This window comes from Steroidobacter sp., from assembly GCF_036406195.1.
In the GTDB taxonomy this organism is placed as follows: domain Bacteria; phylum Pseudomonadota; class Gammaproteobacteria; order Steroidobacterales; family Steroidobacteraceae; genus Steroidobacter.
Genome location: NZ_DASWVW010000061.1, coordinates 91,965 through 107,801, shown reverse-complemented (window position 1 = coordinate 107,801; position 15,837 = coordinate 91,965). Strand labels below are relative to the sequence as shown.

The 15,837-nt window shown below is 63.0% G+C and carries 9 protein-coding genes; 7 read left to right on the top strand and 2 right to left on the bottom strand.

The features are described 5' to 3' along the window. The first annotated feature begins 7 nt into the window (after nt 1–7). On the top strand, nt 8–817 hold the full coding sequence (locus tag VGE08_RS24140; RefSeq protein ID WP_331070490.1) for a M48 family metallopeptidase: 810 nt from the start codon (nt 8–10) through the stop codon (nt 815–817). A gap of 13 nt (nt 818–830) precedes the next feature. Here VGE08_RS24140 and VGE08_RS24135 read toward each other — a convergent pair whose 3' ends face one another. Further along, nucleotides 831–1,154 (bottom strand): hypothetical protein, encoded by a 324-nt coding sequence (locus VGE08_RS24135; protein ID WP_331070489.1) that lies wholly within the window; start codon nt 1,152–1,154, stop codon nt 831–833. 89 nt (nt 1,155–1,243) lie between these two features. Then, nucleotides 1,244–1,741, bottom strand: a complete 498-nt coding sequence (locus VGE08_RS24130) for a hypothetical protein (RefSeq protein ID WP_331070488.1) — start codon at nt 1,739–1,741, stop codon at nt 1,244–1,246. A 227-nt stretch (nt 1,742–1,968) separates the two neighbouring features. Between VGE08_RS24130 and VGE08_RS24125 the strand changes: the two genes are divergently transcribed. The 6 genes from VGE08_RS24125 to VGE08_RS24095 all read left to right on the top strand — a co-directional run bounded on the left by VGE08_RS24125 (nt 1,969) and on the right by VGE08_RS24095 (nt 15,782). Next, complete coding sequence (locus tag VGE08_RS24125; protein WP_331070487.1) at nt 1,969–2,232, top strand: hypothetical protein; 264 nt, start codon at nt 1,969–1,971, stop codon at nt 2,230–2,232. 108 nt (nt 2,233–2,340) lie between these two features. Then, complete coding sequence (aroQ, locus tag VGE08_RS24120; RefSeq protein ID WP_331070486.1) at nt 2,341–3,633, top strand: gamma subclass chorismate mutase AroQ; 1,293 nt, start codon at nt 2,341–2,343, stop codon at nt 3,631–3,633. A gap of 126 nt (nt 3,634–3,759) precedes the next feature. Further along, entirely contained in the window at nt 3,760–4,341 is a 582-nt protein-coding gene (locus VGE08_RS24115; RefSeq protein ID WP_331070485.1) for a LemA family protein, read from the top strand. 27 nt (nt 4,342–4,368) lie between these two features. Continuing rightward, nucleotides 4,369–6,288, top strand: a complete 1,920-nt coding sequence (locus VGE08_RS24110) for a M48 family metallopeptidase (RefSeq protein WP_331070484.1) — start codon at nt 4,369–4,371, stop codon at nt 6,286–6,288. A 178-nt stretch (nt 6,289–6,466) separates the two neighbouring features. Next, nucleotides 6,467–12,325 (top strand): excinuclease ABC subunit UvrA, encoded by a 5,859-nt coding sequence (gene uvrA, locus VGE08_RS26430; RefSeq protein ID WP_349258794.1) that lies wholly within the window; start codon nt 6,467–6,469, stop codon nt 12,323–12,325. 430 nt (nt 12,326–12,755) lie between these two features. After that, nucleotides 12,756–15,782 (top strand): TonB-dependent receptor domain-containing protein, encoded by a 3,027-nt coding sequence (locus VGE08_RS24095; RefSeq protein ID WP_331070483.1) that lies wholly within the window; start codon nt 12,756–12,758, stop codon nt 15,780–15,782. Nucleotides 15,783–15,837: the final 55 nt, after the last annotated feature.

Sequence of the window (15,837 nt, the reverse complement as noted above, 5' to 3'; positions counted from 1 at the left end):
AATCCCCATGCGCATTCGATCATTGTTCGTGGCCGCGGTTGCCGTCGTGGTCACGGCCTGCCAGACCGTACAGACGACGCAGCCCGGCGCCATCGGCGTGAACCGCAAACAGATGATGGCGGTGTCCGCGGAGAAGGTGGACGAGGGCGCCAAGGTTGCTTACGACCAGGAAGTAAACAAGGCGCGCGCCGCTGGCGCCTTGAACAAGGACAAGCAGGTCTACGACCGCGTGCAGAAGATTTCGCAGCGCTTGATCCCGCAGACCCAGGTCTTCCGGCCGGATGCGCTGGGTTGGGGCTGGGAAGTGAATGTGCAAACGTCCGAGGACGTGAATGCGTACTGCATGCCTGGCGGCAAGATCATGGTCTACACCGGCTTGATCGACACCATCAAGCCAACGGACGCGGAGCTTGCGGCTGTCATCGGCCACGAAATCGCGCATGCGCTGCGTGAGCATTCGCGGGAGCGTTTGTCGCGAGCCTATGCCGAGCAGCTGGTGCTTGCCGGAGTAGCGATGGCCACGGGGGCGGAGCAGTCGACCATGCAGCTCGCCAGCCAGATTTCCGCTGTGACATTCACGTTGCCGCACAGTCGCGAACAGGAAGCCGAGGCCGATCGCATCGGCCTGGAGCTGATGTCGCGTGCCGGTTACGACCCGAACGCGGCTATCACGCTGTGGCAGAAGATGTCGAAGGCGAATGGCGGCGGTCCGCCGGAATTCCTGAGCACGCACCCGTCGGGCGAGTCGCGTATCAAGGATCTGGAGAAGAACGTGCCGCGCGTGCTGCCGCTGTATCAAGCAGCGGCGAAGCCCTGACGCCGTATCTGAATTACCGGGTGGCGGCGATGCCGATCGCGACGACGGCGACGATCAGCGCGACGATCGCCGTGCCGCCCAACCACAGTGCCTGACGATGCAGGGCCGTCAGCGCCCGCGTTAGATTGGCCAGCTGCTGGGCCATCTGGTTGACCAGCTCGGCCTGACGCCGCTCGTTTTCTTCCAGCATCAGCACGCGTTGAGCCAACTCGTCGGTGTCCTGCGGCACCGGCGCCGTGCCGGGCTCCGGCAGGCGCTTGGTGCGTTTCAACAGCTCCCGCGACACCTCGACGATGGAGGGCACCAGCTGAACGATTTGTAACCAGGGTACGGCCATGCGTCTAGGGTACCAGAGACGCGCATCATGCTGGCGCCTGCCCAGAAAACTTCCGACAGCCCGGCGCGACGATGACTTTGACGATGGATTCAGTGCTGGGTCGGATCGTGCCCCTGCACGTCGTACCGAGCGACCGCATGGCTGCGCAATGCTTGCGCCCGATCGCGGATCGCGGTGATCTCTTCGATGCTGGCTTCTCTATCGCCGGCGCGAGCGGTCAACACTTTGCCCTGCTCATCGAGCTGCAACTCGATGATGTCGTTCGAACCGAGTGCGGTGCCCCGGTACTTCATCAGGCGCGCTCCCAGGAATTCATACGTGCCGGTTTGCGAGGTCGCCGTGCGCGTTTCTTCCAGGCTCTGGATTTTTCCATCGCTGAAGATGGCGCGATAGGTGGCGGCAATGCCGCCCGGAGCGAACGAACCGTGGAATTCGTTTGTCGCAGGTGTCGTGTCGGCGGCGCGCTGCTCTACGAGCGGTGTGGTGGGCGGCGGCACGGCCGGTTCTTTCGAACAGGCAGCGATGAGCATCAACGTCGAGATGAGCGCTGCGGCGTGGAGTCGTTTGGACGGGTGCGCGTGCTTCATGGTTCGAATTCACGTCACAGGGTGACAAATAATGGCCAATGATTTTTTTCGGTGGCCGCTCGTGCGTCTGCGACGGGCGACAAGCGCTCGACATAAAACTCACGTCGCGCGAATCCGCACGGCTGCGCTGATGCGAACGTGATTTGTCTCACACGACACTCGCGGACCTTACCTTAGTCTGCCCGGCGTCGGTGTGGTGATCCATTGTTTCGTTATGGAGGATTTCGATGAGCGCTGCCAGCCCCGCCCAACCCCAGGTTCGTCGCAACGCCGCGGCCGCGCCTTCCCGATCTGCGCAAGCCACTGCCCAGCCAGCCCAGGCACCGCAGCGGCAGACCACGCAGGTGTTCGATTTTTCCAAGCCGCGTGGCGAGGACGAGATCCGCTTGCATCTCGCCGATGTTCCAGTCATGCGCACCGCGCTGGACGCGGACGTATTCGCGCCGACGCTGCTCAGCCGGGTGTTGGATCTGTTCGGCCCGCGTCGCTGATTCCATCCACGCCTCCTCGAGAGCCCGCCGCACCGGCGGGCTTTTGACTTTGAGGCGACCGGCGTCTTTTCCAGCCGTGCTAGATTTGCGCGTCTTTGGAGGAGGCGAATGTCGCTGCACCGTCTTTGCATCTCGCTCGCGCTGCTGTTGACAGCGAACATTGCGCCGTCGATCGTGATGGCGGCCAGCTTCAGCGGTCCCGCAGAGGTCGCGAAAGTCTTCGCCCTCATGCAACAGCGCCTGGCAATCATGCGCTCGGTCGCCGCCTGGAAATACGCGAACAACGTGCCCGTTACCGATGCCGTCCGCGAGCAGCAAGTGCTGGACGCGACCGTGGCTCAAGCGCAGCGGCTGGGCATCGACGGCGATCCGGCGCGCCAGCTGTACTCGCTGCAAATTCGCATGGCTCGCGACGTCCAGGAGCATTTCATCTCGGCCTGGAAAGCTCAGGACGGTAGTGATGAAGCCGTGCGCGATCTGCAGACGGAATTGCGCCCCGAGCTGGATCGCCTGGGCGCCGAGCTACTCCGAGCCATCTATCTGGCGTTGCCGGAGCTGATGGCGAGCGACTTCGCCGCGCGCTACGGCTCGCACGTCGAGAAGATCGACATGCCGGGCCTGCGCGCCGAAGATAAGGAAGCTTTGCTGAAAGCCCTCGCGGGACTACGGCCCGCCCAGATGCCCGCGCTCGAGCGCATCAGCGCCAGCAAGATCCTCCGTATCGGCATGACGGGCGACTACGCGCCATTCACGCTGGAGCGCAATGGCCATTTATCGGGCGCGGATGTGCGGATGGCCGAAGCGTTGGCGAATGCGCTGGGCGCGCAGCCGCAGTTCGTGCACACCAGTTGGAGCAACCTGATGCGCGACTATCAGGCGGGCCGCTTCGATATCGCGCTCGGCGGCATCAGCATTACTCCCGAGCGTGCCAGGGTCGCGACGTTTTCCGTCCCTTATCACGCCGGCGGCAAGACCCCCATCGTGCGTTGTGGCAGCGAAGCGCGCTTCGACACGGTTGAGGAAATCGATCGGCCCGAGGTGCGCGTGGTCGTCAATCCAGGCGGCACGAATCAGCAGTTCGTGCGTGAGCGATTGACTCGTGCCCGGGTCACCGTGCATCCCGACAATCGCACTATCTTTGCCGAGATCGCCGGCGGCCGAGCCGACGTCATGGTGACTGACGATGTGGAGGTCGACTTGCAGACCCGTCGTGACGAACGACTCTGCCGCGCGACGCAAACTACATTCACGCGCACCGAGAAAGCCGCTCTGCTGGCGCAAGACGCAGCCCTCCTTGAGCAGGTCAACAGCTGGCTGGCGCAACAGATCTCGAACGGCACAGTGCAAGGCTGGTTGGACAGCGCGATCGCTGCGGCCGCTACGGGTCAGCCTGTGAACTGAGTCGCACACGCGCTGCCGGCGAACGGCGTTTGCCGGTGACCGGCCGCGATTGGCCGGCAGCACTGCTTTGCAGCGCATGCATTCGGTATGCTTGTGGCCGGCGATATTCGCCTTGGAGGTCGTCAGATGGGCTGGATCGTTCTGATCGTCGTCGTCCTGATCGCGATTTTTTTCGTTTCCATCTATAACCGGCTGGTCGGCGGCCGCAACGCATACAAGAACGCTTTCGCGCAGATCGACGTGCAGCTCACGCGCCGTCACGACCTGATTCCGAACCTGGTGGAGACCGCCAAGGGTTACATGAAGCACGAGCGCGAGACGCTCGAGGCGGTCATCAATGCCCGCAATGCCGCCGTCACCGGATTGAAGAACGCCGCGGCCAACCCCGGCGATCCCAACGCCGTGCAACAGCTGTCCGGCGCCGAGAATGCGCTGAGCGGCGCGCTGGGCCGCTTGTTCGCGCTGGCCGAAGCCTATCCGGACCTCAAGGCCAATCAGAACATGATGCAACTGTCGGAGGAGCTGACCTCGACCGAGAACAAGGTCGCGTTCGCCCGCCAGGCCTTCAACGATGCCGTCATGAACTACAACAACACGCGTGAGATGTTCCCGAACAGCATCGTCGCCAACATGTTTGCGTTCCTGCCGGCGCAACTGCTGGAGATCGAGTCGCCCGAGAAGCGCGCGGTACCGGTGGTGAAGTTCTAACGCCACGCCGCCACGCAAGGCTACGCGATGAATTTCTTCGAGCGACAGGAACAGTCGCGGCGTTCGACGCGCCTGCTCATAGCGCTGTTTGCGCTCGCGGTGACGGCCGTGGTCATCGCGGTGAACGTCGTCGTGTGCCTGGTGCTGGCGCAGCTCGAGGAGAACGCGATCGGATACGTGCCGCCCATGAGCGAGTGGGTGATGGCTCATCCGCGCACGGTCGTATTCACGACCGTGATGGTTCTCGCCATCATCGGCATGGCGAGCTTGTACAAGTCATCGACGCTGGGTGGCGGGGGCGGTGTAGTGGCGCGCTCGCTCGGCGGGGTGCGCGTTTCGCCTGATACCACCGACCCACAGCAGCGGCGGTTGCTCAATGTCGTGGAGGAAATGGCCATCGCCTCGGGGGTGCCCATGCCCGAGGTGTACCTGCTGGAGCAGGAGCGCGGCATCAACGCATTCGCCGCCGGCCACAATCCCGCCAACGCGGCCATCGGCGTCACGCGAGGCACGATCGAGACTTTGAATCGGGCTGAACTGCAGGGCGTGATTGCGCACGAGTTCAGTCACATCCTCAACGGCGACATGCGGCTGAACATCCGTCTCATGGGATTGCTGTTCGGGCTCTTGGTGATCGCGATGATCGGCCGCACCGTGCTGCGCTTGACCTCGGGCGGGCGGGATTCCAGGAAAGCCTTGCCCGTCGTCGTGGTGGCAATGGCGGTGTTGGTCATCGGCTATGTGGGCTTGTTCTTCGGACGGTTGATTCAAGCGGCGGTGTCGCGCAGCCGTGAATCGCTGGCGGATGCGTCGGCGATTCAGTTCACTCGCGATCCCACCGGCCTGCGCGGCGCGCTGGTGAAGATCGGGGCGCTTTCGAACGGCTCGAAGATCGCCAACCCCGAAGTGGAAGAAGTGGCGCATATGCTGTTCGCCCCGGGCATGAGCCGCTTGTTCGCGACTCATCCGAAGCTCGAAGACCGCCTCAAGGCGATCGATCCGAGGTTCGATCCGAAGGAGATCGATCGGGTCCGCGCCCAGCTGTTGCTCGAGGCGGAGCAGAAGAGGGCGGCGACAGCGGCCAAGCCGCAGGCGGCCGAGAAACTGGAATCGCTGATCAACGTGCCGGGTGCCGCCGCGGTCGCGGGCCTGGTCGGCAATCCCGCCACCATTCACATGCAAGTGGCTCGTGACATTCGCAAGTCGCTGCCGGAGGAGATCGTAGCCGCCAGTCACTATCCGAATTCTGCGCGCGCGTTGTTGCTGGGCCTGGCGCTCGATTCGAATCCCGAAGCGCGTGAGCGGCAACGTGACTACATCAGCCAACAGCTTGGCTACCAGACTGCCGATAGCATCGCCGGGCTCTTGCATGCCATCGATGCGCTGGAACCCGAGCAGCGCATGCCTGCACTGTTCGGATCAATTCCGGCGCTGCGCCAGCTGACGCGAGACGAGCGTCTGCGGCTGATGGCTGCGTTGAACGGCATGTTGCAACGGGAAGGGCGTGTTTCGCTGCAAAGCTATGTGCTGCGCAAACTCGCGCAGGTCCATCTCAACGACGATCTCAATCCCGTGGCCCGTGTGCGGCGGCTGCCGTTGACGGCCGTGGCGAAGGATATTCAGGTGCTGTTCTCGGTGCTCGCCCAGCACGGACATGTGGATGCGGCGGCGGCCCGGCGCGCCTACGAGGCGGGCGTGCACCACCTCCTGCCGCGGGAGCGGCCGTCGTTCGTGAATCTCCCGCATTGGGCGCCGGCCATGGACATGGCGCTGAGCCGGCTGGATCAGCTGGCGCCCATCATGAAGGAGCAGCTGGTCGAGGCGCTGGTCAAGACAGTGACCCATGATCAGCGACTTACCCTCGGCGAGAGCGAGTTGCTCCGGGCTGTCTGCGCCAGCCTGCATTGTCCGTTGCCGCCGCTCGTAAGCGCTGCCACGACGGGTTGACGCTGACCGACCCCTGTCTTTATAGATGACATAGGTTGACAGCTTTCGGAGATTGAATGCGCGCGGCGGGGAGCGCGCAGTTGAAGCTGCGTTTACAATCCGCATCTATCATCAGCCCGGTTCTCGGGCTTCCGGTATTCCTACACTGCGTTCGTGGCCGCTGGCCACTCGAGTGAGCATGTCCCAATCAATCGTCATTCGTGGCGCGCGCCAGAACAACCTCAAGAATCTGCATCTGGAGCTGCCCACGGGCGAGCTCATCGTGGTGACCGGTGTGTCCGGTTCGGGCAAGTCCTCGCTGGTGTTCGATACGCTGTACGCCGAAGGTCAGCGCCGCTATGTCGAGACGTTCTCGCCATACGCGCGCCAGTTCCTCGATCGCATGGATCGTCCGCAGGTCGAGCGCATCGAGGGCATTCCGCCGGCCATTGCCATCGACCAGACCAATCCGGTGCGCACCTCGCGTTCCACCGTCGGCACGATGACCGAGCTCAACGATCACTTGAAGCTGCTGTTTTCCCGCGCCGCGCAGGTCTATTGCCGTCAATGTTCGGCACCGGTGAAGCGCGACACCGCCCAGAGCATCTACCACGAGCTGAGTGAACGGTTGCAGGCACTCGGCCGCTCCGACGCCCGCGTCGTAGTGACGTTCCCGGTGCCGGTGCCTGCGAACTTTGCCGAAGCCGAAGTGCTGAGCCTGCTGGAAAAGCACGGCTACACGCGCGTGTTCCAGCGCATCGCCTCTCAGGTGACCGCGACCGAGCCTGCCAAGGGCAAAGGCGCGAAGAAGCAGGCCAAGGGCAAAGGCCACAAGGCGGTCAGCGCCGAGCAGCAATCGAGTGTGGTCCTGGAGATGATTCAGGACCGCTTCCGCTTCGACAGCACCGATCGCGAACGAGTGATCGAAGCGCTGGAATCCGCGATGCGCGTCGGTCGTGACCGCGTGGCGGTTCACGTTTTGGAGAAGTCCTCCGAGACCGATCAACGCGTCGGGCAGTCTTCACCAACCACTAACCGCCAACCGCAAACCGCTGCGACCTGGCGGTTTTCCTCCGACCTGCACTGCGCCGATTGTGACATTCACTATCGCGAGCCCACGCCCAGCCTGTTTTCTTTCAACTCTCCGCTGGGCGCGTGCGAGTCGTGCCGTGGCTTCGGTCGCATCATCGGCATCGATTTCGGCTTGATCGTTCCCGACGAGAGCAAGACGCTGAAGGGCGGCGCAGTGCGGCCGTGGCAGACCGAGTCCTATCGAGAATGCCAGGACGATCTGATCAAGTACGCGCGCAAAAGAAACATTCCCATCGACGTGCCCTGGCGCGATCTGACCGAGCAGCAGCGTCAATGGGTGCTGGAGGGCGAGGGCAGCTGGGAAGACAAGGTTTGGTATGGCGTGCGGCGCTTTTTTGCGTGGCTCGAAAGCCGGTCGTACAAGATGCACATTCGCGTCTTGTTGTCGAAGTATCGCGCATACACGCCTTGTACCGCATGTAACGGCGCGCGTCTCGAGACCGATGCGTTGCTGTGGCGCCTGGGAAGCAGAGAAGACGCTGACGCGGTGCTCCCCGGCAACTTGCGGTTCAAGCCGAGCGGCGTGCGATGGACCGACGAGCAATTGGCGCAGTTGCCGGGCATCGGCATTCACGAGTTGATGCTGCTGCCCATCGAGCGGTGCAAACAATTCTTCGATCGACTGGCGCTGCCGGCGCCGCTGGATGAAGCCAGCGACCTGGTGCTGCGAGAGATCCGCGGGCGATTCAGTTATTTGCTCGATGTGGGCCTCGGCTACCTGACGCTCGATCGGCAGTCGCGCACGTTGTCGGGCGGCGAGGTGCAGCGAATCAACCTGACCACCGCGCTCGGTACGTCGCTGGTCAATACGTTGTTCGTACTCGACGAGCCGTCGATCGGCCTGCATCCGCGCGACATGGGGCGTGTGATCGACGTGATGCGCCGGCTCAAGGCCGCGGGCAACTCGCTGGTGGTGGTCGAGCACGATCCGCAGGTCATGCAAGCGGCCGATCGTTTGATCGACGTGGGGCCGGGCCCGGGCGAGAAGGGCGGCGAGATCGTGTTCTTTGGCATGCCCTCGGAATTGCAGCGCGCGGAACGGTCCCTGACAGCGGACTATCTGCTCGGTCGCAAGCAGGTCAGCGATGCGTCATTGCCGGTCGCAACGCCGCCGTCATCGGCCGCGTCGCTGATCGTCAAGGGCGCGCGGCAACACAATCTCAAGGGCATCGACGTTTCCATTCCCTTGCACCGCCTGGTCTGCGTGACCGGCGTGTCGGGTTCGGGTAAATCGACGTTGATCCAGGATGTGCTGTATCCGGCGTTGTTGAAACACTTCGGCAAGCCGACGGAAGCGCCGGGTGAGCATGACGGCATCGCAGGCGCCGAGCACATCGGTGCGGTGGTCATGGTGGATCAAACGTCCATCGGTCGCACCACGCGTTCCAACCCCGCCAGCTACGTCGGCGCGTTCGACGCGATTCGCAAGCTGTTTGCCAACGAGCCGATCGCCAAGGAGCGCGCCTATACCATCGGTACCTTCAGCTTCAATTCCGGCAATGGACGCTGTCCGACGTGCGGCGGCAACGGTTTCGAGCACGTCGAAATGCAGTTCCTCTCGGATGTGTATTTGCGCTGTGCCGATTGCAACGGCCGGCGTTATCGCGACGAGATCCTCGAGATCAAGTTGAATCGCGGTCCAGGACGAGGCCGCAGCATCGCCGACGTGCTCGACATGACCGTGTCCGAGGCGGTGGAATTTTTCGCGGGTGAGCGCGAAGTGCTGGCGACATTGCGGCCGCTGGTGGAAGTCGGCCTGGATTATCTGCGCCTCGGCCAGCCGGTACCGACGCTGTCCGGTGGCGAGGCGCAGCGGCTGAAACTCGCCGGTCACCTGGCGGAAAGCGCGACTGTGCGGCCCGACGACGGTGCGCCCGGCAAGTTGTTTCTATTCGACGAGCCGACCACCGGCCTGCACTTCGATGACATCGCCAAGCTGTTGCGCGCCTTCCGGCGCCTGATCGCGGCAGGTCATTCGCTGCTGGTCATCGAGCACAACCTGGATGTCATCGTCGCTGCCGACTGGCTGATCGACCTGGGACCCGAAGGCGGTGAAGCCGGTGGTGAGATCGTCGCCGTGGGCACGCCAGCCGAAGTCATGAAGGTGCCCGGTTCGCACACTGGCAAGGCGCTGCGCGAAGTGGAGAGTGGCTGGAATATCGCTGACTCTGCCAACGACCAAGGCACCGTCGTGCCGTTGGCGGCTTCGGCTTCTCATCGACCGCGCGGCAATGTCATCAGTATCCACGGCGCTCGCGAGCACAATCTCAAAAACATCGACGTGGAGTTGCCGCGCGACAAGTTCACGGTCGTGACCGGCGTGTCGGGATCAGGCAAATCGACGCTCGCGTTCGACATCGTGTTCGGCGAAGGTCAGCGGCGTTATCTGGAATCGCTGAACGCCTATGCGCGACAGTTCGTGCAACCGGCGTCGCGTCCCGACGTGGATGCGATCTTTGGTATTCCGCCCACCGTGGCGATCGAACAGCGCACCAGTCGCGGCGGTCGCAAGAGCACTGTCGCTACGCTGACCGAGATTTATCACTTCCTGCGTCTGCTGTACGTCAAGCTGGGCACGCAGTACTGCCCGGATTGCGATGTGCCTATCGAGCCGCAGAGCTTCGAGTCCATCTTCGCGCGCGTTTGCCGCGACTATAAGGGCAAGAGCATCAGCTTGCTGGCGCCCCTCGTCGTGGCACGCAAAGGGTTCTACACAGACCTGGCGTCGTGGGCTGCGAAGAAGGGCTACGAGCAACTGCGCGTCGATGGCGAGTTGCTGCCGACCAGCAACTGGCCACGCCTGTCGCGCTTCCAGGAACACACCATCGAGTTGCCGGTCGCCACCGTGCAGGTCTCCGCTCGCAACGAGCGCGAGCTGCGTGAAGCGCTGACCACGGCGCTGGATTTCGGCAAAGGCGTGGTGCACTTGCTGGAAGAAGCGGTTAGCGGTTTGCGGTTAGCGGCTGGTCGGAAGAAGGCCGCTCCGGCGGGCAAGTCGCGCAAAGCATCTTCGCTAACCACTAACCGCCAACCGCCAACCGCTATTTTCTCCACGCGACGGGCTTGTCCCTCCTGCGCCAAGAGTTTCGCCGAGCTCGATCCGCGCCTGTTCTCGTTCAACTCGAAGCACGGCTGGTGTGAAGACTGTTATGGCACCGGCTTGCAGATTCGCGGTTTCGACGAGGAACAAAGCGGCGAGGAGATCTGGTGGAACGAGTGGTTCGAGCAGGAAGCCGAAGTGTGCGAGAGCTGCGAGGGCGAGCGGCTCAACCCGATCGCACGCAATGTTCGCTTCCGCGATCAGTCGATTGCCGAGGTGACGGCTCAGTCGGTAGGTGACATGCGCAAGCAATTCACGACACTGAAGCTCAAAGGGCGAGACAGCGAGATTGCGCGCGATGTGCTCACCGAAATCAACTCGCGTCTCGCGTTCCTGGAAGATGTCGGCCTGGGCTATCTCGCACTGGATCGTTCCGCGCCGACGTTATCGGGCGGCGAAGCTCAGCGTATCCGTCTGGCGGCGCAGCTCGGTTCCAACCTGCAGGGCGTCTGTTACATCCTGGACGAGCCGACCATCGGCTTGCATCCGCGTGACAATCGCATTCTGCTCGATACGCTCGACAAGCTTGCCGCCAAGGGCAACTCTCTATTGGTCGTCGAGCACGACGAGGAAACCATCCGGCGCGCCGACTACGTGCTGGATCTTGGCCCGGGCGCCGGCACCCGCGGCGGGCGCGTGGTGGCCGCGGGCACGGCGCAAGAGCTGGAACGCTCTGCCGAATCGGTGACGGGACGGTTGCTTGCACAGCCGCTGCAACATCCCATTGGCCAGCGCCGCGCAGTGACGCCTCGTTCTCCCGCGTTGGTGATCAAGGAAGCTTCCCTGCACAACTTGCGCAGGCAAACGTGCAAGGTGCCGCTGGATCGGCTGGTCGTGGTGACGGGTGTGTCCGGCTCCGGCAAATCAACCCTGGCGCGCGACGTGCTTCATGACAATCTGCGTGCCGCTCTGGGCCGGCGCAAAGGTGCCAAGCTGCAGTGGCGCGGCTGCAAGGAGATCGCTGGCTGGGAGCAGATCGAGCGCATCCTGGAAGTGGACCAGACGCCGATCGGCAAGACGCCGCGCTCCTGTCCCGCCACCTACATCGGCTTCTGGGACGCCATTCGCAAGGTGTTCGCCGAAACGCCCGAAGCGCGCATGCGTGGCTACACGCCATCGCGATTCTCGTTCAACACGGCGGGTGGCCGCTGCGAAGCCTGTGAAGGGCAGGGCATGCGCAAGATCGAGATGAGCTTCCTGCCCGACGTGCGCGTGATTTGCGACAGCTGCGGTGGCCGCCGTTTCAACCAAGACACGCTCAGCGTGCAATACAAGGGACGCAGCATCGGCGATGTCTTGATGATGAGCATCGATGAGGCTGTCGACTTTTTCAGCGCGCATCCGCGCGTGCATCACTGTCTGCGGCTGCTGCAGGACGTGGGCCTCGGTTATCTCACATTGGGACAGCAGAGCCCGACGCTCTCTGGCGGCGAGGCGCAACGTATCAAGCTGGTGACCGAGCTCTCCAAAGTGCGCGAGTCCAGAATGCTGCGCACTCCCGAGCCGGGCGAGACGGTGGAGAAGTTGCCGGGCACGCTCTACGTGCTGGACGAGCCGACGGTTGGATTGCACATGGCCGACGTCGAGAAGCTGATCCGCGTGCTGCATCGTCTGGTCGATGCCGGCAACACCGTGGTGGTGATCGAGCACGATCTGGATGTCATCGCCGAAGCCGATTGGATCATCGACCTCGGTCCGGAGGGCGGTACCGATGGCGGCCGCGTGGTCGTGCAGGGTTCGCCGGAGGAAATTTTGCGCGCGGCGCGCGAATCGCACACAGCGCGTATTCTCAAAGAGTTTCTGCGCGACCGGCTTGGTGCGACCGGTGCCAGGGTTGCACCACAGAAACGCTCAGCTGCCATGTAAATTCGGGCGCGGAGCCAATACGACATTGCCGGCGGCTCGGAAGTCGTGCACCGGCGCACCTCCGTTGGTTTAGACTACTAACTAAAGTTAGTGGCAATCAAGACCAGGTATCGACGTGCAGCTTTGTTGAGGTTGCCTGTGCGCAACATTGGGTCAGCGGCCGATTGTGCCGTGGCGAACATGGTACGCCTCCGGAGTTATAAATCGGTATATCCGTGCGTTTCCCAGCTGCAGCTGACGCTTGTATACAACGCCGGTCCTTTAAATAGCTGCGACGCAGTTGTATGCTCCGAGCCACGCTTGGGTTCGGATCGGAAATTCTCTGATCCTTCGTAAAGATCAAGGACACCAAGAAGGGAGCACCGCAGTCTGCAACCTGCGGTGGGCTTGCTACGCAGATCAAACATACCTCTCGCAGGAGGAGTCACTAATGTCGACGAGCAAATCGATTCGGCGTGCCGTCCAATGGGCCTTGTGGACGGGCGCCGCGAGCGTGACCGCTTTTCAGTCGGTCCATGCGGCAGAAGATCTAGACACCATTCAGGAAGTCGTGGTCACGGGTACGCGCATCAGCGTCCCCGGGGCGATCTCTTCCAGCCCGATCCTTTCGATCGGCTCTGATGAAATCCGGCTGCAACAAGCCACGGAAATCGAGCAGGTGTTGCGCGACCTGCCCATCACCCAGGTGGGCGACGGCTCGAACGTCAACAACGGCTCGGCCGGTGCCGCGACCCTGAACCTCCGCGGTCTCGGCCCGGAGCGCAACCTGATCCTCATTAACGGCAAGCGCGTCACGCCCTTCAACTATGACGGCGAGGTCGACACTTCCGTCATTCCGACCGCGCTGATCGAGCGTGTGGACATCGTCACCGGCGGCGCCTCCGCCGTGTACGGTTCCGACGCCATCGCCGGCGCCGTCAACTTCTTGATGAAGCGCGACTTCGAAGGTGTGGACATCAGCACCGACTTTTCGCAGTTCGACGAGCGCGATGGCGATCTGCGTTCCGTGTCGCTGGTGATGGGCGCCAACGTGGCCGACGGCCGTGGCAACATCGTGGTCGGCCTGAACTGGACGGATCGCAAAGCCGTCATGCTGGGCGATCGCCCGCTCGGGCAGCTGGGCATCGAAACCGCCTCGGGTGCCGGTTACCAGGAATTCCTCAACGGTCAACCGCCCTTGGCGGCTCCCGCCGGCTGCGGTGGTCCGAATTCCGTGCAATCCGGTGGCTCGGGAACGACCCTGCCGACGCGCGTCGCGCTGTTCGGCGGCGGCGCCCTCGGCCAGTTTCGCGAGGATGGCAGCCTCGGCGCCAATTGCTCGGTGTTCAACTTCAATCCTTACAACTATTACCAGACGCCGCTCGAGCGCTTTGGCGGCATGGTGATGGGTCACTTCGAAATGAACGAGCACGCCGAGGCGTACGCGCGCTTTGGCTACACCAGCACCAGTGTGCGCACGCAGGTGGCGCCTTCGGGCATTTTCAATACGCCGTTCTGGACCCCGATGAGCAACCCGCTCCTCGACCCAACGGTGCGCGCTGGCCTGCTCGCGAGGTTCAACGACCCCGCCCAGGATTTGGCTCGCATGCGTACTGCCGCCACGGCGACCCAGGCCGCGCCGGAGAACTGGCGCGACTTGAACAACAACGGCATCATCGACGAAGCCGACGACGTGCGCCTCACCTATCAGCGCCGCACGGTCGAGTTCGGTCCCCGCTCCACCACGTACGACAACAATTCGTTCAGCATGCTGGTCGGTGTGCGCGGTCAGCTGTTCGCCGGTTGGGACTACGATGTGTTCGGCCAGTATGGCGAGTCGGAGCGCTCGAATGTCAGCGACGGCTACGCCAACGTGACCAACATCGCAAACGCGCTCGAAGCGATTCCCGATGCCAATGGCAATGCCGTGTGCCGTAGCGGTGCCCCTGGTTGCGTGCCGCTGAACCTGTTCGGTGGCTTCGGCGCGATCACGCCGGACCAGGTGCCGTACTCGAGCGCCTCGGCGATCGAGCAGCAGGCCTACGAGCAGAAGATCATAGGCGCGTCCGTCAGCGGTCCGATCGATGCCGTGCAACTGCCCTGGGCGGCCAGCCCGATGGCGATGAGCTTCGGCGTCGAATATCGCGAAGAATACGGCACCGCGACTCCGGACCTGTGCTGGCAGACCCTGCCGGCCAGCTGCCTGGGCGGCGCCGGCGGCGCGATCCTGCCCATCGCGGGCGGTTTCGATGTCCGCGAAGTGTTCGGCGAGGTGCTGCTGCCAGTGGCGAGCGACCTGCCGGGCGTGCGCAGCTTCGACCTGGAAGCCGGCTATCGCTATTCAGACTACGATCCGTCGGGCGCCAACCGTACCTACAAGTACGGCTTCAGCTACAAGCCGGTCGATCAGGTGATGTTCCGCGTGATGAAGCAGCGTGCGGCTCGTGCTCCGAACGTGGGTGAGCTGGCGGCACCGAACGTCACCGCTCTGGATAACGCCTCCATCGATCCTTGCTCGGTGGCGAATGCCGCCAATATCACTCCGGAGCTGACTGCATTGTGCGTGGCCACCGGCATGGATCCGGGCCAGGTCGGCGTGGTGCAGAACATCGAAGCCGGTCAGGTCAACTCGTTCACCGGCACTGACCTGAACAACCTGCCGAAACCGGAACAGGCGGACACGTTTACCGTCGGCGTGGTGTGGTCGCCGGACTTCATCCCGGTCGTGAACAACGTACTGGTCTCGTTGGACTACTACGACATCGACATCCAGGACGTGATCGGCGAGTTCGGTGCGCAGGAAGTGCTGGATGCCTGCTACGTCAATGCCATCGCCGACCAGTGCGCCAAGATCAAACGTATCGGTGGCAACCTGGTGGTGGACGGCTCGGGCGTCGAGACTTACACGACCAACCTGAAGTATCTACGCGCCGAGGGCGTGGAGCTGGGCGTGGCGTTCGGTGTCGATATCGGCAAGTTCGGCAACCTGCGCTTCTCGGCCAACGTCAACAAATACCTGACGCACGAGTCGCAGAGCGACAATACGACGGCCCTGGTGGATTGCGTGGGCATCTACGGCACCAACTGCGGTAACGGTCCGCAGGGTGGTCCGCTGCCCGAGACCCGCTGGCTGCAGCGTACGACCTGGAACTACAACGACTTCACTGTCTCGCTGCTGTGGCGTCACATGAGCAGCATCCAGAGCGCGCTGCCAGCGTGTCCTCCGGGTGTGGACGAAGGTTGCGTGTTCCCGGCCTTCAAGAAGGTCGGCTCGTACGACTACTTCGATCTGTTCGGCAGCTGGCAGTTCATGGAGCAGGCTTCCGTCAGCTTCGGCGTGAGCAACCTGTTCGAGAAGGACCCGCCGGTGGTCGGCAACGAGGCGGCGGACACGGGTTCCAACTCCGGCAACACCTTCCCGCAGCTCTACGATGCTCTGGGTCGGCAGTTCGCGGTTGGCCTGCGTTTCAGCTTCTAAAACCACAATCAGCACCGGCAGCCCGCTCGGGCTGCCGGTCCGCTGCAAACAACTG